The following is a 22,367-nucleotide window of genomic DNA, read 5'->3' on the forward strand; positions in this document are numbered from 1 at the left end:
GCCCAGCATTGCACACGCAAAGGTTGGCATCTTTGAATCATTTCAAAGCATTGCCGCTCAAAACGTGCCTTCCGCGCCACATCCGGGCAGAGGATGCGCGCGTCACCCGCGGCTTTCCCGATGGGCGTTGAGAAGACACGACTTTTAGATTCTAGAACCGCAGGAGCCACTCGACGCGCCACTCCTGAGAACGATTTTAAACTATGATTTTTGATCGGATCGACAGTGTCGATCGCGCAAAATATTGTCCACCGCGCTCGAATTTCTGCGGCGCCGGACTTGCGACAACGCTTATACTCCTCGCGTCAACGGAGGTTCTCGCGCAAGCCGCGCCCGCGGCTGACGAGATTGCCCTTTCCGAACTCAGCGTCACCGGCACGGGGCCCGCCGACGAGCGGGCGGGCGGCCCTGTGATCGGCTACCGCGCCACGCGCTCGGCCACCGCGACTCGGACCGACACACCGCTGCGCGACACGCCGCAATCGGTGCAGGTGGTGCCGCGCGACGTCCTCGTCGATCAGCAGGACATCCGTCTGAGCGACGCGCTTCAGAACGTCAGCAGCGTCCAGCCGGGGGGTACGATCCAGGGCCGGAGCGACACCTTCATCATCCGCGGGTTCAGGACGCAGACTTACGCCATCGACGGCGTCCTCCTGAACCAGGCGGGCAACTTCTCCTCGGTGACCCGCGATCTGGCCGACGTGGAACGGATCGAGGTGCTGAAGGGGCCGGCCTCGGTGCTGTACGGGCGCGGCGACCCGGGCGGCCTGATCAACATCGTCACCCGCCAGCCGACGCCGGCACCGTCCGGCGACATCAACCTGCAGGCCGGCAGCTTCGGCTTCCGACGGGTGCAGGGCTCGGTGTCGAGCGCGATCGAGGGCGTGGAGGGCTTGGCCGGACGGCTGAGCTTCGCCGCCCAGTCGGATCCGACGTTCCGTAACTTCTACGGCCGGGACAATGCGCGGACCTTCGTGGCCCCGGCCTTCGCGTGGACTCCGACGCCGGACACGCGCGTCACGTTCCTCGGCGAGTTCACCCGGGTCGACAACCAGTACGACGAGGGCCTGATCGCGCGGAACGGCCGCGTGCCGCTCGACAACATCGCGCGCTACTACGGCGAGCCGTTCTCCCGCTATAACGGCTACGCCAATTTCGGCCTGCTCAAAGTCGAGCACGACCTCAACGCCAACATCACCCTGCGCGAGGTGCTCAACGCGCAGTGGGGCGGCTTCGATTTGTTGGCCACCCGAGCCATCGGTCTCACCAACCGCAACACCCAGGTGACCCGGCGGGAAACTGCGGTCTACTCGACCTACGCGGCCGTCGACAGCCAGACCGAGATGGTGGCGAAGTTCGACCTCCTCGGCTTCCGGCACACGGTGCTCACCGGGGTCGAGTACACGAACGGCTACCGGCGCGCTTACCAGACGCAGAGCACGAACTTCCCGTCGATCAGCTTCCTCAACCCGGTCCCGGGATCGCCGATCGTCGGCCTCCAGTTCCAGTCCGATCTCAAGCAGAAGAACGAGTTGACCGGCCTCTACGTGCAGGACCAGATCGATCTCGGCCTCGGCCTGCAGATGCTGGTCGGCGTCCGCTACGACACGGGCAACCAGTACTATTTCAGCCGCGTCCCGACCTCGCGCACCATCCCGCCCGACCAGCAATTGTCGGGGACGTCGCCGCGGGTGGGTCTCGTCTATCGGCCGGTGGAGCCGCTGACGCTCTACGCGAGCTACGCGACCTCCTTCAAGCCGCAGACGGACAACGTCTACAACGCCGTCAATCCGCGCCCAGAGACCGGCGAACTCTACGAGATCGGCGGCCGGCTCGATCTCACCCCGGACCTGACTCTCTCGACGGCGGCCTTCCGCATCGTCCGCAACAACGTCTCGGCCGCCGACCCGATCAACACGGGCTTCTCAGTGATCACCGGGCAGCAGCGCTCCGAGGGCGTTGAGGCCGACCTCGCCGGCCAGGTTATGACGGGCTGGAAGGTCATCGGGGGCATCAGCTTCCTCGATGCCCGGATCACCAAGGACACCACCTTCGCGGTGGGCAACCGTCTCGTCGGGGCGCCGGCCTTCAGCGGCAGCATCTGGTCCACCTACCAGTTCCAGGACGGCTTCCTGCTCGGCTGGAACGTCGGCGCCGGGATCACCTATGTCGGGCGCCGCGCCGGCGACCTGAACAACAGCTACTCGGTGGGCGGCTACGCCCGGCTCGACGCGGCCGTGTTCTACGACTTCAGCGAGCACGCCCGATTCTCGATCAATGCCCGGAACCTGACCGACCGCCGCTACATCGAGCAGCCGTTCAACCAGTTCAACAACCTCCCCGGCGCGCCGCTCTCGGTGCTGGCGACGATCACCGCCCGGCTCTGAGCCGGGCGGCCCGCATCGCGGGGCCCTCGAGGCAGGCCCGTCGGGACGAGACCAGGGGTCGGAGAGACCGCCCTGGACAGGTGCTCAGGGGCTCGCCGGGCTGACGGTCACGCCTGGACGGCGCCCGCCGGCGCCCCGGCTTCGACGGCCCTCCGGCGGGCCCCGGCGCGGCGGCGCAGGACGTAGAGCGTCAGGCCGGTCGCCGCGAAACCCGGCATGGCCAGCGCCGCGAGGCAGAACAGCAGCGCGACGAGGTCGCCGAAGAAGCGGCCGCGATGCACCTCCAGGACGTTGTCCAGGAGGCGCCGGCCCAGGGGCGCGTCGGCGGCCCGCTCGGAGGCCAGCAGGGCGCCCGTGGCGGGATCGTAGCGGTCCTCGTTGCGGGCGCTCGGCGCGTCGACGCCCTTCGGCAGCCAGCGGATGCGGATCGCCTTCGTGTCGGCGCCCGGGAGGGTCAGGACCGCCGTGCCGGCCTCCGCGCCGGTCCGCGCGCGGAAATCCGCCCAGGCGCGGTCGACGGCCGGGCCGCTGACGGCGGGATCGGCCGGCTTTCCGGCGGCCCTGCGGCCGGCCGGCTTCGCGGCGTCCGGAGCGCCCACGAGCAGCCGCGTCGCGCCATCCTTGAACCACGGGTAGGACCACGTCAGGCCGCTCAGCGCGATGACCAGGTAGACCGGCAGGAGCCACGTCCCGACCACGGCGTGCAGCGACCACCAGCGCGGCCGGCCGGGCCGCGACAGGGCCGGCTTCAGCCAGATCCGCCAGCGGTGGATCCGGGGCCAGCGCAGGTAGAGGCCGGTCGCCAGGAAGGCCAGCAGCGCCAGGGTGCAGGCGCCCGTCACCGTGCGGCCCCAGCCCTTCGACCCGCCGGGCAGCAGCAGCCAGCGGTGCAGGTCCCGCACCGTCGTGAAGGCGCCCTCCAGCCGCACCGGGCCGAGCAGCGCGCCGTCGTAGGGGTCGGCGTAGGCGGCGGGCGGCCGCGCGCGGGTCTCGGGATCGCGGGCGAAGCGGACGTGGACGCTCGCGCGCGGGTCGTCCGACAGGGTCAGCACGTTGGCGACGCGGCCGCCCGCCTGCGCGTCGATCCGCGCCGCCAGCGCCGCGGGGGCCAGCGCCGTCCGGCCGCCGGGCGCGACCTCGAGCCGGTCGCGGTTGGCGAAGGCGGTGACCGCCTCCTCGTAGCTCATCAGCGCCCCGGTCAGGCCCATCAGGGCGAGGACGAGGCCGGCGGTGAGGCCGAGCGCCCAGTGCAGGCGGAAGAGCAGGGTCCGGAGGGAGGGAATCGGCAGCGTCATGGCAGTGCCGGCTGCCTAGCAGAGTCCGGCCACGCTGACGACGCGGCGGGACGCAACGCCGTCCCGCCGGTGAGTCTCAGGTGATCGGCGCGGGGTTGAACAGGGTCAGGTCGTTGAACAGCCCCCACCGGTCCGACCAGGGGCGCTTGCGCCCGCTCGCCACGTCGAGGATCAGGTGGAACAGCTCCCAGCCGACCTCCTCGATCGTCGCCGCGCCGGTGGCGATGCGCCCGGCATCGAGGTCGATCAGGTCGGCCCAGCGCTCGGCGAGCTCCGTGCGGGTGGCGACCTTGATCACCGGCGCCTGACTGAGCCCGTAGGGCGTGCCGCGGCCGGTGGAGAACACCTGCAGGGTGATGCCCGAGGCGAGCTGCAGCGTGCCGCAGACGAAGTCGCTCGCCGGCGTCGCGGCGAAGATCAGGCCCTTCTCGCGGACGCGCTCGCCGGGCGCCAGGACCCCGGAGATCGCGCTCGTGCCCGATTTGGCGACCGAGCCCAGCGCCTTCTCGACGATGTTGTTGAGCCCGCCCTTCTTGTTGCCCGGCGACGGGTTGGCCCGGCGGTCGGCCTCGCCCTTGGCGAGGTAGGCGTCGTACCACGCCATCTCGCGGACCAGCGCCGCGGCGACCTCCGGGGACTTGGCGCGCGGGGTGAGCAGGTGGATCGCGTCGCGCACCTCGGTCACCTCGGAGAACATCACGGTGGCACCGCAGCGGACCAGCAGGTCGGCCGCGAAGCCCAGCGCCGGGTTGGCGGTGACGCCCGAGAAGGCGTCGCTGCCGCCGCATTGCAGGCCGACCACCAGCTCGGAGGCCGGGCAGGTCTCGCGCGTCCGGCGGTTCAGCACCGCGAGGCGCGCCTCGGCCATGGTCAGGATGCTGTCGATCATGGCCGAGAAGCCGTGGTGGCGCTCGTCCTGCAGGCGCACCACCCCGTCGCCGGCCGCGCCCGCATCCGGCAGCAGGCGCTCCGAGACGAGCTTCTCGCAGCCGAGTCCGACGACCATGACCTCGCCGCCGAAATTCGGGTTCCGCGCGAGGCTCTGGAGCGTCCGGATCGGCACCACCGCCTCGGGGGCGTTGATGGCGACGCCGCAGCCGTAGGCGTGGGTCAGGCCGACCACGTCGTCGACGTTGGGGAAGCGCGGCAGCAGCTCCTGCTTGATCCGCCGGATCGCCACGTCGAGGGTGCCGGCGACGCACTGGACGCTGATCGAGATCGCCAGGATGTTCTTGGTGCCCACCGACCCGTCCGGGTTGCGGTAGCCCTCGAAGGTGTAGCCCGCGAGCGGGGGCAGGGGGGCCGGCACGCGGGTGGCCATCTCCAGGGCGTCGAGGGCCGGGGCGACCGGCGTGGCGACGCGGGATTCCTCCACCCAGGCGCCCCGCGGGATCGGTTGCGTCGCGATGCCCACCACCTCGCCGTAGCGGCGGACCTCGCCGCCCTCCGGGATGTCGGTGAGGGCGACCTTGTGGCCCTGCGGCACGAACTCGACGAGTTCCAGCCCGTCCGGGAACACCGTGCCGGCCGGCAGCCCGAAGGCGTTGACCACGATCGCGACGTTGTCGCGCGCGCTCAGGCGGATCGTGCGCGGCACGTCTCCGGCGGCCCCTGCGGCCCCTCCGCCGGCCCCCGCGCCGGCCGGGTGCGGGCGGGTCGGGGCTTCGATCTCGGCCCGCATCGGATGCTCCTTCCGTCTCGCGCCCGTCCGGGCTCCTGTCGGGATCAGGCGGCGTCGCCGACCGCGTGGTTCGCCAGGGCCTCGAGCGCCTTCACCAGGGCGGAGTGGTCCCAGGCCGCGCCGCCCTGCGCCACGCAGGCCGAGAACAGCTGCTGCGCCAGCGCCGTGGCGGGCAGGCTGAGGCCGAGCGTCCGGGCGTTGTCCAGGGCGAGGTTCAGGTCCTTCTGGTGCAGGCCGATGCGGAAGCCGGGATCGAAGGTCCGCTCGATCATCCGCGCGCCGTGCAGCTCCAGGATCCGCGAGGTGGCCAGCCCGCCGGTGATCGCCTGCCGCACCTTGGCCGGGTCGGCGCCGGCCTTCGAGGCGAAGAGCAGCCCCTCGGCCACCGCCTCGATGGTCAGGGCGACGATGATCTGGTTGGCGACCTTGGCGACCTGCCCGGACCCGACCGGGCCGACATGCGTGACCGTCTTGCCCATGGCGGCGAACAGGGGCTCGGCGCGCGCGAAGGTCTCGGCCTCGCCGCCGACCATGATCGAGAGCGCGGCGTTCTTGGCCCCGACCTCGCCGCCGGAGACCGGCGCGTCGAGATAGGCGCCGCCCCGCTCGGCGATCCGGGCGGCGAAATCCTTGGTGGCCAGCGGCGCGATCGAGCTCATGTCGATCACGGTCTTGCCCGGGCTGAGCCCCCCGGCGACCCCGTCCGCCCCGAACAGGACCTGCTCCACGTCCGGGGTGTCGGGCAGCATCAGGATGATCGTGTCGGCGCGCTCGGCCACCTCGGCTGCGGTGGCGCAGGCGGTGCCGCCCGCCGCGAGCAGGGCCTCGGGCACGCCGCGCCGGGACTTGAGGAACAGGCTGTGGCCCGCCGCGATCAGGTGTCCGGCCATGGGCGCGCCCATGATGCCGAGGCCGATGAATCCGATGTTCATGCGTAGCGATCCCGGTTGCGGAACTCAGGCGCGGAAGCGGGCGGCGAGCGCCTCGGCGTTGCGGGCGAGGAGCCCCATGTCGGAGCCCACCGCGGTGAAGCGGGTGCCGGCCGCGATGTAGCGGCGGGCCAGCTCCTCGCTCGGCGTGAGGATGCCGGCCTGCTTGCCGGCCTTGACGATCCGGGCGATCGCCGCCTCGATAGTGGAGACCACCTCCGGATGGCCCTGCTGGCCGAGATAGCCGAGGCTGGTCGACAGGTCGCCGGGCCCGATGAACACGCCGTCCACGCCCTCCACGGCGGCGATCGCGTCCAGATTGTCGAGGGCGCGGCGGGACTCGACCTGCACCGCCACGAAGATCTCGGCCTCGCAGCGGGTGTGGTAGTCCTTGATCCGGCCGAACCGGGCGGCGCGGGGCGCCTGCGAGAAGCCGCGGATGCCGCGGGGCGCGTAGCGCGTCGCCGCGACCACCCGGGCGGCCTGCGCGGCATCGTCGATGTTGGGGATCATCAGCGACTGCGCGCCGGCGTCGAGGACGCGCTTGATGGTGATCGGGTCGTCGCTCGGCACCCGCACCATCGGGTGCGTGTCGCCCTCCATCATCGCCTGGAGCTGGGCGTAGATGTCCCGGAGGTCGTTGGCCGAGTGCTCCATGTCGAGGAGCAGCCAGTCGAACCCGGCCCCGGCGACCACCTCGGTGGAGATGGGACTGGCGAGGCTGCACCACAGGCCGATCTGCTGGCGCCCCTCGGCGAGGGCCGCCTTGAAGCGGTTGGTGAGGCTGTCCATCACGATCCTCCCTGCGCGCGGGCGCGTCGCGGCGTCTGCGCGCCGTCCGCCCCATCACGCGCAGCCTTCCGCCGCGAGGTCAAAGCCAAACACTGGATCGATCGATGCGGATCGAGCATCGATCGGCCGCGCCGGCTCACGCGGGCGGCATCTCGGCCACGATCGAGACCAGCTGGGCGATGAGCGGGTCGTCCGCGTCGCGCCGCCACGCGAGGAGGAGCTCCACCGGGCGCGGCGCCGGCAGGGCGAGGGGCCGGAACACCACGCCCTCGAAGCGCAGGCGCTCGGCGGCGGCCGGCACCAGGGCGATGCCGAGCGACGCCCGGACCAGGGCCAGGATCGAGTGGATCTGCGTCAGCTGCTGGACCATAGGGGGCCGGATCTCGGCCTCGGCGAGCAGGCCCAGGACGAGGTCGTGGAAGTAGCGCGCCTCGTTGGGCGCGTAGCCGATGAGCGGCTCGCGCCCGAGATCGGCGGGGGTGAGCCCGTCGCGCAGGGCCAGGGGGTTCCCGGCCGGCAGGGCCACCACCAGGGGCTCGGCCAGCGCCCGGACGGCGATCAGGTCCGGGTGCGTCACCGGCGGGCGCACCAGCGCGGCGTCGATCCGGCCGGCGAGCAGCTCCTCGATCTGGTCCTTGCTGACCATCTCGCGCAGCGCGAGGGTCACGTCCGGCAGCGCCCGCCGGAACGCGGTGACGAGGCGCGGCAGGAAGTCGTAGGCCGAGGCGGCCGTGAAGCCGAACTTGAGGACGCCCGCCCGCCCCGCCGCCACCTGCCGGGTGACGTGGGTCGCGGTCTCGGCGAGCCGCAGGATGCGCTGGGCCTCGGGCAGGAAGCTGCGGCCGGCGGCGGTCAGCCGGACGGTGCGGCTGGTGCGCTCCAGGAGCTGCACGTCGAGGACGCGCTCCAGAACCTGGATCTGCCGCGACAGCGGCGGCTGCGTCATGTTCAGCCGGGCGGCCGCACGCCCGAAATGCAGCTCCTCCGCCACGGCGGCGAAGCACCGGAGCTGGCTGAAGTCGAACATGAAGGCTCCCTCTGCGGATGGCGGCGCAGTCGGGGGAAGCATAAGCCCTGCGCGGCCGCCACGTTCAGGCAGCCGCCCTCATCCAATTAGGTGAGGCGGCGGCCGGCCCGGCCCGCCCGGCCTACGGCGCCACTTCGTGCCCGGCGTAGTCGATCCGGCCGTCCGGGCCCTTCGTCCACTCGTAGATCACGTAGTCGGGCCGGGTCAGGTCGCCCTTCCTGTCGTAGGCGATCGGCCCGACCACCGTGTCCACCGGCTTGCCCTGGTGCAGCCAGTCCGCGAGCGCCCGGCCGTCGCTGGAGCCCGTCTCGGCCATCGCCTTCGCCAGGACCTGCACGGCCGCGTAGGCGTAGAGCGTGTAGGCCTCGGGATCGATGCCCCGGGCGTTGAACGCCGCCACCACGCCCCTGGCGTTCGGGTTCTTGCGGGCGTCCGGCGCGAAGGTCATCAGAGTCCCGGCCGCGCCCGGGCCGGCAATCTGGACGAATTCCTTGTCGGGGATGGCGTCGCCGCTCATCATGCGGGCGGTCAGGCCCTGGTCACGCATCTGCCGGATGATCAGCCCGGCCTCGGTGTGCACGCCGCCGAAATAGACGACGTCGACGTTGGCCGACTTCATCTTGGAGACGAGGGCGGAATAATCCTTCTCGCCCGGGTTGATGCCCTCGAACAGCACCTCCCTGCCGCCCTTGGCCCGAAAGGTCTTCAGCGTCTCGTCGGCCAGACCCTTGCCGTAGGGGGTCTTGTCGTGGACGAAGGCGATCTTCTTGCCCGGGAAGTGCGCGGCCAGGTAGCTGCCCGCCACCGCGCCCTGCTGGTCGTCGCGGCTGCAGGTGCGGAACGTGTTCCACATGCCGCGCTCGGTGAACTTCACGCTCGTGGAGGCCGGCGTGACCTGGATGATGCCGGCGTCGAGGTAGACGTCGGAGGCCGGGATCGAGACGCCCGAGTTGTAGTCGCCGACGACCATCTTCACGCCGTCGCTGGCGAACTTGTTGGCGACCGAGACGCCCTGCTTCGGGTCGGAGGCGTCGTCGCCGACCGTGACGGTCAGCGTCGTGCCCTTCAGCGTCCCGGCCCTGTTCAGGTCCTCGACCGCCTGGCTCACGCCGTTCCGGATCTGGGCGCCGAAGGCGGCGTTCGGCCCGGTCATGGGCGCGGCGACGCCGATCTTCACCGGCGCGCCGCCCTCCTGACCTCGCGCCGCGGTCATGAACAGCAGCCCGGCCAGGCCGGCCATCAGTAATCGCGTCATCTTTCCCCCAAGATGTGGCCGGACAGATCGCCGACGAACGCTGAATTCGGACAGATCAACGCGGATCGCCGCGCGTCGAGTCGCAGACCAGCCGGCGCGATCCTGTCGCTCACCTTCACCGGGGTCAAGGTTTCGGGGCGGGCCGGACGGCCCGGGGACGGGCGGGCCGCGGGGCCGGAGGGCTCGCCCTCGCGGAGCTGTGTGGCGGCCGCGCGGCAGGCCGGGCCGGGCTGGCGTCAATGATGCATCGGGCCGGCGCATCCGCAGCAACCCGCCGTGACCGATGGCCGCCTCCTGTCCCCGCCGCGCCCCCAGCCCCAGCCGACCGAGCCCGCGTCCGGGACGCGGCTGATGGGGCCGCGCGCGGACGAGGATCGGGACGGGGATCGGGGCGAGGGTCGGGACGCGTCGGTAGACTGGGCCGAGCGCCGCCGGATCGCCGAGCAGGGCCGGGGCGAGCGGGCGTGGTCGCTCTGGGGTCCCTACCTCAGCGAGCGGCAATGGGGGACCGTGCGGGAGGATTACAGCCCCTGCGGCAACGCCTGGGCCGCCCTGACGCACGAGGACGCCCGCTCGCGCGCCTATCGCTGGGGCGAGGACGGGCTGGCGGGGATCTGCGACGAGCGCGGCGGCCTCTGCCTTTCTCTCGCCCTCTGGAACGGGCGCGACCGCATCCTCAAGGAGCGGCTGTTCGGCCTGACCAACCAGGAGGGCAACCACGGCGAGGACGTGAAGGAGGTCTACCACTACCTCGACGCGGTCCCGAGCCACGCCTACCTGAAGATGCTCTACCGCTACCCGCAGGCGGCCTTTCCCTACGCGGACCTCGTCGCCGAGAACGGGCGGCGCGGGCGGGAGCAGCCCGAGTACGAGATCGAGGAGACGGGCGTCTTCGACGGGGACCGGTTCTTCGACGTCACCGTGGAGTACGCCAAGGCCGACGCCGACGACGTCCACGCGGTGATCACCGCGCTGAACCGGGGGCCCGAGCCCGCCGACCTCCACCTCGTCCCGCAGCTCTGGTTCCGCAACACGTGGTCGTGGCAGGCGGGGCCGGCCGGGCAGGCGCGCCCGCGGATCGCCCGCGCGCCCGACGGGGGCGCGATCTGCACCCACGACCGGCTCGGGCCGTACCGGCTCGCCTTCGACGGGGCGCCGGACCTCCTGTTCTGCGAGAACGACACCAACCTGCGGCGGCACGGCGGGCAGCCGGACGCCCCCGGGCCGTTCAAGGACGGGCTCCACGCGGCGATCGTCGACGGCGATCCCGCTGCGGTGCGCCGGGACGCGGGCACCAAGCTCGGCCTGCACTACGCGCTGCGGCTGGCGCCCGGGGAGACCGCCCGGGTCCGCCTGCGGCTGTCGGCGGGCCTGCGCGCCCGGGCCGTCGACGACGGCTCCCTGGTCCGCCGCCGGGTCGCCGAGGCCGACGCGTTCTACGAGGAATTGCAGGACGGCATCGCGAGCCCGGAGTCCCGCGCGATCTTCCGCCAGGCCGCCGCCGGCCTGATCTGGTCGAAGCAGCTCTACTGCTACGACGTGCGGCGCTGGCTGGAGGGCGACCCGCTCCAGCCGCCGCCGCTCCGGGCGCGCGCGGGCGGCCGCAACGGCCAGTGGCGCCACTTCGCGGCGGCCGACGTGCTGTCGATGCCCGACACCTGGGAATATCCCTGGTTCGCCGCCTGGGACCTCGCTTTCCACTGCCTGCCGCTCGCCCTGCTGGACCCGGACTTCGCCAAGAAGCAGCTCCTGCTGCTGACCCGCGAATGGTACATGCACCCGAACGGCCAGCTCCCGGCCTACGAGTGGGAGTTCGGCGACGCCAACCCGCCGGTCCACGCCTGGGCCACCTACCGGGTGTTCGAGATCGACCGGGACCGGCGGGGCGGGCGGGGCGACCTCGCCTTCCTGGAAGGCGTGTTCCACAAGCTCCTGATCAACTTCTCCTGGTGGGTGAACCGCAAGGACGCGCAGGGGCGCAACGTCTTCCAGGGCGGCTTCCTGGGACTCGACAATGTCGGCGTGTTCGACCGCTCGCGCCCGCCCCCGGGCTTCGGGGTGGTGCACCAGGCCGACGGCACCGCCTGGATGGCGATGTACGCGCTCAACATGATGCGCATCGCCCTGGAGCTCGCCCTCCACAACGACGTCTACGAGAGCACCGCCTCCAAGTTCTTCGAGCACTTCCTGCTCATCGCCGAGGCCATGACCGACATGGGCGGGTCAGGGGGCGGGTCAGGGGGCGGGTCAGGGGGCGGGGAGGGCGGCGGGTTCGGCCTGTGGGACGAGATCGACGAGTTCTACTACGACGAGGTCGACATCCCCGGCGGCGGGATGCTGCCGTTGCGGGTCCGCTCCATGGTCGGGCTGGTCCCGCTCTTCGCCGTCGAGGTGATCGAGCCCTCGGTGCTCCACCGGCTGCCGGACTTCGCCCGGCGCCTGAACTGGGTGCTGGAGAACCGGCCCCACCTCGCCCGGCTGGTCTCCCGCTGGACCGAGGGCGGCGTGAAGGACCGCAAGCTGCTGTCGCTGCTGCGCGGCCACCGGATGAAGGCGCTGCTGCGCCGGATGCTCGACGAGGCCGAGTTCCTCTCGCCCTACGGCGTGCGCTCCCTGTCGAAGGTGCACCGCGACGCGCCCTACGTGCTCAACGAGCTCGGCGCCTCCTTCACGGTCCGGTACGACCCGGCCGATTCCACCTCGAACATGTTCGGCGGCAACTCGAACTGGCGCGGCCCGGTCTGGATGCCGATGAACTTCCTCATCGTCGAGGCGCTGCGGCGGTTCCACACCTATTACGGCGACGACTTCCGGGTGGAATACCCGACGGGCTCGGGCGCGCTGCTCACGCTCAGCGCCATCGCGGACGCCCTGGAGGATCGCCTGATCGCCCTGTTCGCCAAGGACGAAACAGGCCGCCGGCCGGCCTTCGGCACCCGTCCGCCGATCGCCCCGGCACCGGGCGCCGAGGAGCCGCTGCTGTTCCACGAGTTCTTCGACGGGGATACGGGGCGGGGCCTCGGCGCCGCGCACCAGACCGGCTGGACGGCCCTGATCATCAACCTGCTGCGCGACCGGGCGCGCGCCCGGTAGGCGCGCCCGGTCGGGAACCGGCCGATCCGGCCAGCAGCCGGTCAGAAGCCGGTCAGCAGCTCAGCCGCCGGCCCTCGCGGCGCCCGAACACCCGGTAATGGGCAGCCCCCGATTCCATCTGGCCGTTGGCCACGGCGCGCCGGACATCCGGGTTGCAGCGCAGGTACTCGCGCTCGTCGAACCCGTAATTGGCGCGGCCGCGGTAATCGTCCCGGTCGCGGTAGCCGCGGTCCCGGTAATCGTAATCGCCGCGGTCGCGGTAACCGCGCCCGCCGTAATCGTCGTAGTCGGGGCGCGGCTGCGCGGAGACCGGGCCGACCACGCCCAGAATGCCGAGGCTCACCGCGGCCGCTGCCAGAATCGCCTTCATCGTACCAATCCTCCCTTGTCGGTGGCCAGAAACGCGTCGGGGCGCGGATGGTTCGATCGCCTCGGACGTGGCACCCCCGGCCAAATCGAGCCCAGCCCCCGCGATGCGGGAAGCCCGCCTCGCGGCGCTGCCCCGGCCCGCGCCGGGTCGGACGCCGCCCCGGCGCGGATGCGCGTCACATGCGACGCATCATCTCGCGACGCATCTCGCGGTGGCGCATCTCGCGGCGCATCTCCCGATGCATCATGTGGCGCTCCATCCGGTGGCGCATCATCCGGCGCTCCATGCGACGGCGCATCATGTGGCGCTCGACGGGATCCATCTGGACCGTCGAGACCATGCCGGCGGGCGCCGACACGCCCGTGCCGGGTCCGATCGGCGCGGCGGAGGCCGGGATCGCGACGGCGGAGCCGAGGGCCGCCAGCAGGGCGGCGGCAATGATCGTTGAACGCACGTGAGGTTTCCTCTCTCGCCGCCCGGCAAGACGGGCGGGCGTTTCCAGGGGACTCGCGGCCGGGTCCGCCCGCAATCCCGCCCAGGAAGGCTCGGGCTGCCCGGATGGTTCCCCGGACCGGGCCGCCCCGCCACGAACGCGCCGGAGCGGTGTCGCGACGGGCATCGCGTCGGGCCGGCGGCCCGGCCCCGTGGCCGCCCTGGATTGGACCGGGCAGGGCGCAGGTGATGCACGAACGCATCACCCGGCCGCAAAAGCGAACGGAACCAAGCCGCGGCGCGACCGAAGATCAGAGCAAAATCTCCGCTGACAATGACTCCAATACACCCTCAACATACTAAGTCTCGAAGATACACGACATCAATAAAATACACTTCTCGCATCGACGATTGCGGAGCGAGTGAAATTTGATGAGACAGATCAAAACTTCGCGCTTCAAAATCGAGACATCATGACCTAGTCATAAGAACGCATTATGCGAACCGCGCGAGATCAGCAGAAGCTCCACTTCGGCATCCGAATCCTGACCGACGAAGAGACCTTGACGCTCATGCCTTCGACGACGCGCGGCGGGGGACACTACATGTATCGCATCTCGAGTTCCGGACTTCTCCTGTGCCTGCTGTCGCAGACCGCGATGGCGGCGGACCTCCCGCGGAGGGCCCTTCCGCCGGCGGTGACGGCCGTGCCGATCTTCTCCTGGACCGGAGCGCATGCCGGCCTGTTCGCCGGTTACGGGACCCTCGATCGGGCCACGCAGTTCGTCTGCACAGGTCCGGACGGGCAGCCCGGAGCCCGGAACTGCCCGGTCATTCCATCGAAGCGGGCCTCGGACGGGAGCTTCGTCGGCGGCGCCGAGGTCGGCTACGATTGGCAGGTGAATTCCGGCTTCGTCGCCGGCGCCGCCGCGGATTACCAATTCACCCGGCTGTGGGGCTACGATCGCCGCGAAGGCGCCTTTCCGGCCGCGGGCGGCGGCTTCTATCGCCGCAGCGTCGCCCATTCCGGCCAGAGGCTGGACGAGCTCGCCACCCTGCGCGGCAGGATCGGCTTCGCCGTCGATCGCACCCTCGTCTACGCCACGGGCGGCCTCGCCGCGGGCACGGTCCGGACCGACAACAACCTGTCGCTGGCCGGTTTCCCGCTGTTCGACGGGCGCCAGGGCGCGGTGCGCCTGGGCTACGTGGCCGGTGCCGGCATCGAGCACGCCTTCAGCGAGCACCTCTCCGCCAAGGTCGAGGGTCTCTACTACGATCTCGGCTCCCGGGCGGTCCTCCCGGCTCCGTCGTACCCCGTGCTGACCGGCTACCACGCCGGCACGCGGGTCGCGACGGACGGCTTCCTGGCCCGCGTCGGCCTCAATTACCGGTTCGGAGCCGGGCTGCCCGACCTGCCGCCGGTCGCGCTGGCCGGCCCGGCGACCTGGGATTTCGAGGGCGGCCTGCGCTACTTCTTCAGCGCCGGGACCCCGCGCGAGAAGCTCGGCGACCCCGACGCGCCGGGCCAGCTCAACTCCCGCCTGACCTACGCCAACGCCCAGGCGCATGCCGGCGAGAGCTTCGCCCGGCTCGAGCACAACCCCACCGGCCTGTTCGCCAAGGGCTTCCTCGGCTCGGGCGGCGTCACCGGCGGCCGCCTCGCCGACGAGGACTTCCCGCCCGCCCTGCGCCGCTATTCGAAGACGCTGTCGCCGATCAAGGACGGCGACATCGGCTACGGCGTGATCGATCTCGGCTACGACGTGCTGCGCCGGGACGGGTACAAGCTCGGCGGCTTCCTCGGCTACCAGTTCGCGTCCGAACTGTATAACGGCTACGGCTGCCGTCAGGTGGCGGGCGGGACTCCCTGCGCCAGACCCTACCCGACCAGCATGAAGACGCTGGGCGAGAGCATGCAGTGGAACGCGCTGCGCGTCGGCGTGATCGGCGAAGCGCGGTTCGACCGGGTCCGGCTGAGCCTGGAAGGCGCCTACCTGCCGGTCGTGAGCCTGAGCGGCGTCGACCGGCACTGGCTGCGGCCCGACATCAACCCGGGGCCGGAAGGCGGCCGCGGCGACGGCTACTTCCTGGAGGGGATCATCTCGTACGACCTGACGCCGTCCGTCAGCGTCGGCGTCGGCGGCCGCTACTGGCAGCTTCAGGCCGACAAGGCGCACACGACGGCCTTCCCGTTCTCGCCGCCCAGCCCGATGAAGTTCGAGACCGGTCGCTACGGCGGGTTCGCGCAGCTCTCCTACCGGCTGGCCGATTTCGGCTTCGGCGAGACAGGCGCTCCGGCGGCCCCGATCCGCAAGGACTGATCCAGCCGCCACCCCGCGCCCGAACGCCGGCGCGGCCGGTCAGGGGACGGGCCGCGCCGGCCGTTCGATCCCGGTGCCGCGATCCCGGTGCCGCGATCCCGGCATCGGCCCGACCCGGCCCGCGGCAGCGACGCCGCGGGGCCGCTCAGCTTGGCCGCGCGGCCGTGTGAACCGGCCGCGACCGGTCGTCGGCGTCCCCGGCAGGTCCGGCCCGGACGGGAGCTCCGGCCCGGACGGGAGCTCCGGCAGGCTCGGCGGAGGGCCGACGCGGCCGGACCGCTCCCCCACGCAGCGCGCGCCCCGCGCCCCCTCATCCCCTCAGGGCCGCGGCCGCGCCGGGTTCCCCACCACGGTGACGCCGGCCGGGACGTCGCGCGTGACCACGCTGCCCGCCCCGACGATCGCGTCGTCGCCGATCGTGACCCCGGGGAGGATGATCGCGCCGCTGCCGATCCAGACATTGGCGCCGATCACCACCGGGCGGGCGAATTCCAGCATCTGCCGCCGCTGCGCCGGGTCGCGCGGATGATCGGGTGTCAGGATCTGCACGGCCGTGCCGATCTGCGTCAGGTCGCCGATCGTGACCGACATCACGTCGAGGATCGCGCACCCGAAGTTCAGGAACACGCCGCGGCCCAGGCTGATGTTGTAGCCGTAGTCGCAGTGGAACGGCGGCCGGATGTTGCAGCCCGGACCGACGCGCGCGAAGGCCTCCTCCAGGAGTGCCTGCCGCTCGGGCTGGCTCCGCGTCTGCGTGGCGTTATACCGGTCCATCCATTCCGAGATGCGCCGGTTGTCGGCGGCCAGCTCCGGGTCGTCGGCGCAGTACAGCTCGCCGGCCAGCATCTTCTGCTTCTGGGTCTTCATGATCTCTGTCGTCACGGTGAGAACCTCCCTCCGGCCGCGTCGGTCCGCCTCCGGCCCGACACCGCGGGCCCCAGCTATGCGTACAGATGTACACATCGAGGCCGCGCGCGTCACGGCCCGGCTGCCCTGAACCGGATCCGAGGAGGTCTGCTTGCCCGCCGCCCAGCGCCGTTTCGACCCGGATCGCCGGGCGCGCATCGTCCGGGCGACCCTCGACGTCGTCGCCGAGCACGGCGTCGCCGGCACGACCCACCGCCGGGTCGCGGCGGCGGCCGACGTGCCGCTCGGCTCCATGACCTACCATTTCGACAGCCTCGACGCGCTGCTGACGGAAGCGTTCACCGGGCTGGCCGACACGGTCTCGGCGCGGTTCGCCGACCGGCTCGCCGCGGCCGCGACCGTCGACGAGGCCTGCGAGGCCGTGGTCGACCTGATCGTGAGCGACATCTGGGCGAGCCCGCGCACGATGCTGCTGAGCTACGAGCTCTACGCCTTCGCGGCCCGGAACCCGCCGCTGCGCCGGGTGATGCAGGACTGGATGGCCAAGAGCCGCGCGGCCCTGGGGCGGCACTTCGCGCCGGAGACCGCCAAGGCCCTCGACGCGATGATCGAGGGCCTGACGATCCATCGCTCGGTCGACCCGCAGCCGGCGGATCGCGCGCAGGTGCGGGCGATCGTCGAGCGGCTGGTGCGGTAGGTCTGCTCCCGTCCGCGCCGCGACACGCTCCGGCGCGCCGGGCCCTCAAGCGATCGTGATCGCGGGGTGACAGGCGCCGAATGCCGCACGGTGCCGGCAAGGAATCCGCAACCATCGCACGAGCAGGTTCGTGCCGATATGCGCGCCGCCGGCGCGTCCGGGCGCGGTCCGCGTCGCTGGCAGGGATCCGCAAGCGCCGATGCAGACTGACGCGACCCGCCCGGCCGCGCCGCCGGATCCCGCTCGGCCTCAGGCCGCGGGCGAGCCTGCCCCCTGGGACGGGGCCCCCGGCTTCGGGCAGTGGCGCCTCGATCCGCGCACCCGCCGGGTGACCCGGTCGGCGAATCTCGCGCGGCTGCTCGGGACGCCCGGCGCGTGCGACCTGCCGCTCGCCGAGCACGTCGCCTGCTATCATCCGGACGACCGCGCCGCCCTGGTCGCGCGGCTCGAGGGGATCCTGGAGGGGAGCCGGCCGGCCATCCCCTACCAGGCGCGGGCCCGCGTCGTCCGCCCGGACGGGACCGTGCTGGACGCGATCATCCAGGGGCTGCCCGAGTCCGGGCCCGACGGCGCGCTCGTGGCCCTGCACGGCCTCATCCTCGATGTGACCGACCTCGTCCAGTCGGAGCGGCGGGCGCGCGAGACCGACATGATCCTGCGCGGCACGCTGGACAGCATGGAGCAGGGCCTGGTCGTCCTCGATGCCGGCCGGCGGGTGCGCGCGTTCAACCGGAGCGCCGCGGACCTCCTCGACCTGCCGGACGACATCCTGCGGGCGGGCGTCGCCCTCCCGGACATCCACGCCTACCAGCGGGCCCGCGGCGACTTCGCGGAGGCCGGGTCCGATCCGGGCTTCGCGACGGCCGGGCGCGGGCGGGGCCCGCTGCCGCCGCTGTTCGACTGGCGCCTGCCCAGCGGGCTGATCCTGGAAGTCCGGTGCTCGGCCCTGCCGGACGGCGGCACCGTCCTGACCTTCGGCGACGTGACGCAGAACCGGATCGCCGAGCGGGCGCTGGAGGAGAGCGAGCGCCGCTACCGGCTGCTGGCCGAGAACGCCACCGACATCATCATCTGGTCCGACCTGACCGCCCGCCGCCGCTACGTCTCGCCGGCGGTGCGCGCCGTCCTGGGCTACGACCCGCAGGACCTGATCGGCACCCACCCCCTCGACTTCGTCCACCCCGACGAGGTCGGCGCGTACCGCCGCGTGCTCGACGACCTCACCGGCGGCCGCGCGTCCCGCGCCCTGACCTCCCAGCGCTACCGGCACCGGGACGGGCACTGGGTCTGGCTGGAGATCTCGTTCAGCCTGACCCACGACCGGGCGACCGGCGCCCCGGACGGCTACGTCGCGACCCTGCGCGACGTGAGCGCCCGCAAGGCCGCGGAGGACGCCCTGCGCCTGAGCGAGGCCCGCTACCGGGCCCTGGCGGACGCGCTGCCGCAGCTCGTCTGGATCGCCAGCATCGAGACCGGCGACGCCTCCTACGTCAACCGGCGCTTCGAGGATTACTACGGCCCGATCGGCCCGACGCGCGCCGCCCGGATCGCCCGGACCCATCCCGACGACGCGGAGCGGATGGAGCGGCTCTGGTCGGAGGCCCCCACCCGCCGCGCGCCCTACGAGGTCGAGGGCCGCCTGCAGCGGCACGACGGCCCCTACCGCTGGCACAAGATCGTGCTCCTGCCGATCTGGCAGGGCGAGACCATGGTGGGCATGCTCGGCACCGCCCTCGACATCGACGAGATCGTCACCGCCCGGCGCGAGGTGGAGGCTGCCAGCAGCCTGCTGCACCTCGCTCAGCAGGCCGCGCATGCCGGAACGTGGCACCTCGACCTCGACAGCGGCCGGATCGAGTGGTCCCCCGAGAGCGCGCGCCTCCACGGCATCGAGACCGACCGGAACCACGTCCTCGACACCCGGGACTGGCTCGCGCTGATCGACCGCGGCGACGGGGAGCGCGCGATGGAGATCGCCGCGGCGGCCGCGGCCGCGGGGGAGACCTTCTCGATCGAGTTCCGCGTCCCCACCCCGGACGGGGGCGTGCGCTGGATCAACGGCGTCGGGCGCGGCGCGCCCGGGCAGGCGCGGCGGATGATCGGCCTCAACATCGACGTCACCGCCCGCAAGGCCGCCGAGGCGGCGCTCCTCGACGCCAAGGCGGCGGCCGACGCCGCGTGCCTGCAGGCGGAGCGGGCGAGCGCGGCCAAGAGCGAGTTCCTCGCCGCCATGAGCCACGAGATCCGCACGCCGCTCAACGGGGTGATCGGCTACGCCGACCTGCTCCTCGACGGGACGGATCTCGGCCCGGCGGCGCGCCGGAACGCCGACCGGATCCGCACCGCCGGAGCCGCGCTCCTGACGGTGGTCAACGACGTCCTCGACTTCTCGAAGGTCGAGGCCGGCCAGATCGAGATCGTGCCCCGGCCCTTCGCCCTGGAGGCGCTGATCGACAACGCGGTGTCGATCGTGCGCCCCTCGGCGGAGCGCAAGGGGCTCGCCCTCACGGTCGCCCTCGGCCCGGGCCTGCCCGACTGGATCGAGGGCGACGAGGACCGCCTCCGGCAGATCCTGCTCAACCTGCTCAACAACGCCATGAAGTTCACCGCCTCGGGCGGCATCGACCTGTCGGTCCGGGTCAGCCCGGACGCCGCCAGCGCGACCGGCGGGACGCGGCTGCGCTTCGCGGTCCGCGACACCGGCATCGGCATCCCGACCGACAAGTGCGACCGCCTGTTCCGGCGCTTCTCGCAGGTCGACGGCTCGATCAGCCGCGAGTACGGCGGCACCGGGCTGGGGCTCGCCATCTCGAAATCCCTCGTCACGCTGATGGGCGGGACGATCGGCGTCGCGAGCACGGTCGGTCACGGCTCGACCTTCTGGTTCGAAGCCGACCTGCCCGCCGCCTTCCCACCGGCCCGCGAGACCGCGCCGGCCTCGGCGATCGCCCGCGCGACCGGCCGCCGCCTGCTCCTGGCCGAGGACGTGCCGCTCAACCAGGACCTCGCCCGGATAATCCTGGAGCGCGCCGGGCACGCGGTGGACGTGGTGGCCGACGGGGTCGCCGCGGTAGCGGCCGTCCAGGCGCGGTCCTACGACCTCGTGCTGATGGACGTGCAGATGCCCGTGATGGACGGCATCGCGGCGACCCGGAGGATCCGCGCCCTGGGCGGCGCCGCCGGCCGCCTGCCGATCCTCGCGATGACGGCGAACGTCCTGCCGCAGCAGGTGGCCGAGCTGCGCGCCGCCGGGCTCGACGACCATATCGGCAAGCCGTTCCGCGCGGACGCGCTGCTCGCCGCGATCGACCGCTGGGCGGGGCCCCGCGCGGAGCCGCCGCGCCGCGGGGGCACGATCGACCGCGCCACCCTGGACGAGATGACCGCGATGGTCGGCCGGGCGCGGATGGGCGATCTCCTGGCGATGCTGGCGAAGGAACTCGCCGAGCGGTTCGGGCCGGCGGCGCCCGACGGCGACCGGACGCGGCTGATGGGGGACGCGCACGCCATGGTGTCGGCGGCCAGCATGATCGGCTTCGTGGATCTGGCCGCGACCTGCCGGGCCTTCGAGACGGCCTGCCGCGCGGGCGACGACGTCACCGCGCTGCTGTCCACGCTCCGGGCCCAGGCGGCCGCGACGATCGACGAGATCGCGGTGCTGCGCGCGGCCTGAGCGGACGACCTGAGCGGACGACCTGAACCCGCTCGCCCCCGCGGCGCGCACCACGCCCTCTTCGGCGGCCCGCGAGAGCCGCTCCCGGTCGTGCGGCGACCGGGCCGAGGACGGCTCGAGGACGGTTCGAGGACGGTTCGAGGGCGGCTCGAGGATGGCCGTCGCCGATCCGGGCCGGGCGCCTGTCCCGCCCCTCCGACGACCCCGATCGGGACGATTCCACGACCGGACCGGGAACGGGAACGGGAACGGGAACGGGAACGGGAACGGGAACGGGAACGGGAACGGGAACCGACGGCGTCGGTGATGCCGATGGCCGTCCGCCGGGCCGTCCGTCAGGCCGGGACCTGAAACACAACCTCAATCAGCATCAGCCATATATACGCATACTATTAGCGCCATATTCCAATCTATTCGGACATAACTTCTTATTACCTGTGATGACATAAGCCGCCTTCGCCGACCGAACTGCGTTCCGGCCTGCCGCTTATAGCCTCCACGAAGCTCTCCCCCTCTCGCGCATGCACCCCGCGTCGGACGCGGCGGCCCTGCGCCGCGACGCCCGGATTCCCATGACCCTGCGCATCGGCACCCGTCTCCAGTTGATCACCGCGATGGCCCTGCTCGGCATGGCGGTGCTGATCGGGCTGGCGGCCTGGGACCTGTCCCGGGTGATCGGCGACGCGCGCGCGCTGCAGACCCGCAACCTCGTCGAGGCGGCGCACGGGGCGCTGGCCTACTTCGAGGGCGAGGAGCGGGCGGGGCGGATGAGCCGCGCGGCCGCCCAGGCCGCCGCGATCGCGGAGATCCGCGGCCTGCACTACGCCGGCAGCGAGTATTTCTGGATCCAGGACATGCAGCCGCGGATGCTGCTGCATCCGAAGGACGCGCTGATCGGTCAGGATGTCGGCGGCCTCACCGATCCGGCCGGCAAGCACCTCTTCGTCGCGATGGTGGAGCAGGTTCGCCGGGCGGGGGCGGGGTTCGTCGCCTATAGCTGGCCGAAACCGGGCCTCGACCGGCCCGTGCCCAAGATCTCCTACGTGAAGGGTTTCGCGCCCTGGGGCTGGATCATCGGGACCGGGATCTACGCGGACGACACCGCCGATCAGGTGCGCCCGGCCCTCCAACGCCTCCTCGCCGGCGCCGCCCTCGCCGCGCTGGTGATCGCCGGCCTGGCGACGCTGATCGGCCGGGGCGTCGCCCGCCCGATCCGGGCGCTGACCGACACGATGGACGGCCTCGCCGGGGGAGACCTCGAGCGGGCGGTGCCCCGCACCGGCGGCACCGAGGAGATCGGCCGGATGGCCGCCGCCGTGCAGGTGTTCAAGGACAACCTGATCCGCACCCGGCAGCTCGAGGCGGAGACGGCGCGGGCCCGNGCCGTGACGGCATGCGCCAGATGGCGGACGGTTTCGAGGCCGCGGTCGGGGGCATCATCGGGCAGGTCTCGGCCGCGGCCACCGAGCTGCAGGCCACCGCCGGTTCCATGTCGGGCTTGGCCGGCCAGACCTCGATCCAGTCCCGCACGGTCGCGGCGGCGGCCGA

The 22,367-nt window shown here is 72.1% G+C and carries 15 protein-coding genes; 6 read left to right on the top strand and 9 right to left on the bottom strand.

From position 1 onward, the window contains the following. Positions 1–203 precede the first annotated feature (203 nt). Positions 204–2,387 (top strand): TonB-dependent siderophore receptor, encoded by a 2,184-nt coding sequence (locus ACTJK8_RS03265; RefSeq protein ID WP_440761510.1) that lies wholly within the window; start codon positions 204–206, stop codon positions 2,385–2,387. Positions 2,388–2,494: 107 nt separating this feature from the next. Here ACTJK8_RS03265 and ACTJK8_RS03270 read toward each other — a convergent pair whose 3' ends face one another. From ACTJK8_RS03270 to ACTJK8_RS03295, 6 genes are all read right to left on the bottom strand, one after another. Then, positions 2,495–3,682: a PepSY-associated TM helix domain-containing protein gene (locus ACTJK8_RS03270; protein WP_440761511.1), complete on the bottom strand. Its 1,188-nt coding sequence runs from the start codon at positions 3,680–3,682 to the stop codon at positions 2,495–2,497. Positions 3,683–3,758: 76 nt separating this feature from the next. Further along, positions 3,759–5,363 carry a galactarate dehydratase gene (gene garD, locus ACTJK8_RS03275; protein WP_440761512.1) on the bottom strand — a complete coding sequence of 535 codons (1,605 nt, stop codon included), beginning with the start codon at positions 5,361–5,363 and terminating at the stop codon, positions 3,759–3,761. A gap of 44 nt (positions 5,364–5,407) precedes the next feature. Then, positions 5,408–6,295, bottom strand: a complete 888-nt coding sequence (locus ACTJK8_RS03280) for a 2-hydroxy-3-oxopropionate reductase (RefSeq protein WP_012318759.1) — start codon at positions 6,293–6,295, stop codon at positions 5,408–5,410. A 24-nt stretch (positions 6,296–6,319) separates the two neighbouring features. Next, positions 6,320–7,084 carry an HpcH/HpaI aldolase family protein gene (locus ACTJK8_RS03285; protein WP_440761513.1) on the bottom strand — a complete coding sequence of 255 codons (765 nt, stop codon included), beginning with the start codon at positions 7,082–7,084 and terminating at the stop codon, positions 6,320–6,322. A gap of 136 nt (positions 7,085–7,220) precedes the next feature. Next, entirely contained in the window at positions 7,221–8,111 is an 891-nt protein-coding gene (locus ACTJK8_RS03290) for a LysR family transcriptional regulator (RefSeq protein WP_012318757.1), read from the bottom strand. Positions 8,112–8,232: 121 nt separating this feature from the next. After that, the gene (locus ACTJK8_RS03295; protein ID WP_440761514.1) at positions 8,233–9,366 is read right to left on the bottom strand and encodes a branched-chain amino acid ABC transporter substrate-binding protein; all 1,134 of its coding nucleotides are present in this window, start codon (positions 9,364–9,366) and stop codon (positions 8,233–8,235) included. 351 nt (positions 9,367–9,717) lie between these two features. Between ACTJK8_RS03295 and ACTJK8_RS03300 the strand changes: the two genes are divergently transcribed. Next, positions 9,718–12,459, top strand: coding sequence for an MGH1-like glycoside hydrolase domain-containing protein (locus ACTJK8_RS03300; protein WP_440761515.1), 2,742 nt, complete (start codon positions 9,718–9,720; stop codon positions 12,457–12,459). 52 nt (positions 12,460–12,511) lie between these two features. Here the strand turns inward: ACTJK8_RS03300 and ACTJK8_RS03305 are convergent, their stop codons facing one another. Both ACTJK8_RS03305 and ACTJK8_RS03310 read right to left on the bottom strand, forming a co-directional pair. Beyond that, positions 12,512–12,829, bottom strand: a complete 318-nt coding sequence (locus tag ACTJK8_RS03305; protein WP_012318754.1) for a hypothetical protein — start codon at positions 12,827–12,829, stop codon at positions 12,512–12,514. Between the two features lie 175 nt (positions 12,830–13,004). Further along, positions 13,005–13,283 carry a hypothetical protein gene (locus tag ACTJK8_RS03310; protein WP_012318753.1) on the bottom strand — a complete coding sequence of 93 codons (279 nt, stop codon included), beginning with the start codon at positions 13,281–13,283 and terminating at the stop codon, positions 13,005–13,007. A 550-nt stretch (positions 13,284–13,833) separates the two neighbouring features. On the opposite strand from ACTJK8_RS03310, the gene ACTJK8_RS03315 reads away from it, so the two are divergent. Next, a complete protein-coding gene (locus tag ACTJK8_RS03315) occupies positions 13,834–15,582 on the top strand; it encodes an outer membrane beta-barrel protein (protein WP_245297874.1) in 1,749 nt (582 codons plus the stop codon). Between the two features lie 318 nt (positions 15,583–15,900). On the opposite strand, the gene ACTJK8_RS03320 is transcribed toward ACTJK8_RS03315, so the two are convergent. Beyond that, positions 15,901–16,449 (bottom strand): sugar O-acetyltransferase, encoded by a 549-nt coding sequence (locus tag ACTJK8_RS03320; RefSeq protein ID WP_041372302.1) that lies wholly within the window; start codon positions 16,447–16,449, stop codon positions 15,901–15,903. A 151-nt stretch (positions 16,450–16,600) separates the two neighbouring features. Between ACTJK8_RS03320 and ACTJK8_RS03325 the strand changes: the two genes are divergently transcribed. The 3 genes from ACTJK8_RS03325 to ACTJK8_RS03335 form a co-directional block, all read left to right on the top strand. Beyond that, positions 16,601–17,146, top strand: a complete 546-nt coding sequence (locus tag ACTJK8_RS03325) for a TetR/AcrR family transcriptional regulator (protein ID WP_029360879.1) — start codon at positions 16,601–16,603, stop codon at positions 17,144–17,146. A gap of 199 nt (positions 17,147–17,345) precedes the next feature. Continuing rightward, positions 17,346–20,819 carry a PAS domain S-box protein gene (locus tag ACTJK8_RS03330; protein WP_440761516.1) on the top strand — a complete coding sequence of 1,158 codons (3,474 nt, stop codon included), beginning with the start codon at positions 17,346–17,348 and terminating at the stop codon, positions 20,817–20,819. Between the two features lie 629 nt (positions 20,820–21,448). Further along, on the top strand, positions 21,449–22,367 hold a 919-nt coding region (locus ACTJK8_RS03335), incomplete at its 3' end, for a cache domain-containing protein (protein WP_440761573.1).

This window comes from Methylobacterium sp. 22177 (genome assembly GCF_052045615.1).
GTDB classification, from domain to species: domain Bacteria; phylum Pseudomonadota; class Alphaproteobacteria; order Rhizobiales; family Beijerinckiaceae; genus Methylobacterium; species Methylobacterium radiotolerans.

Excerpts from the sequence above, each read along its gene's own strand:
- ACTJK8_RS03265 (WP_440761510.1), top strand. The coding sequence starts at position 204 with ATGATTTTTGATCGGATCGACAGTGTCGATCGCGCAAAATATTGTCCA.
- ACTJK8_RS03270 (WP_440761511.1), bottom strand. The coding sequence starts at position 3,682 with ATGACGCTGCCGATTCCCTCCCTCCGGACCCTGCTCTTCCGCCTGCAC.
- garD (WP_440761512.1), bottom strand. The coding sequence starts at position 5,363 with ATGCGGGCCGAGATCGAAGCCCCGACCCGCCCGCACCCGGCCGGCGCG.
- ACTJK8_RS03280 (WP_012318759.1), bottom strand. The coding sequence starts at position 6,295 with ATGAACATCGGATTCATCGGCCTCGGCATCATGGGCGCGCCCATGGCC.
- ACTJK8_RS03285 (WP_440761513.1), bottom strand. The coding sequence starts at position 7,084 with ATGGACAGCCTCACCAACCGCTTCAAGGCGGCCCTCGCCGAGGGGCGC.
- ACTJK8_RS03290 (WP_012318757.1), bottom strand. The coding sequence starts at position 8,111 with ATGTTCGACTTCAGCCAGCTCCGGTGCTTCGCCGCCGTGGCGGAGGAG.
- ACTJK8_RS03295 (WP_440761514.1), bottom strand. The coding sequence starts at position 9,366 with ATGACGCGATTACTGATGGCCGGCCTGGCCGGGCTGCTGTTCATGACC.
- ACTJK8_RS03300 (WP_440761515.1), top strand. The coding sequence starts at position 9,718 with ATGGGGCCGCGCGCGGACGAGGATCGGGACGGGGATCGGGGCGAGGGT.
- ACTJK8_RS03305 (WP_012318754.1), bottom strand. The coding sequence starts at position 12,829 with ATGAAGGCGATTCTGGCAGCGGCCGCGGTGAGCCTCGGCATTCTGGGC.
- ACTJK8_RS03315 (WP_245297874.1), top strand. The coding sequence starts at position 13,834 with ATGCCTTCGACGACGCGCGGCGGGGGACACTACATGTATCGCATCTCG.
- ACTJK8_RS03320 (WP_041372302.1), bottom strand. The coding sequence starts at position 16,449 with ATGAAGACCCAGAAGCAGAAGATGCTGGCCGGCGAGCTGTACTGCGCC.
- ACTJK8_RS03330 (WP_440761516.1), top strand. The coding sequence starts at position 17,346 with ATGCAGACTGACGCGACCCGCCCGGCCGCGCCGCCGGATCCCGCTCGG.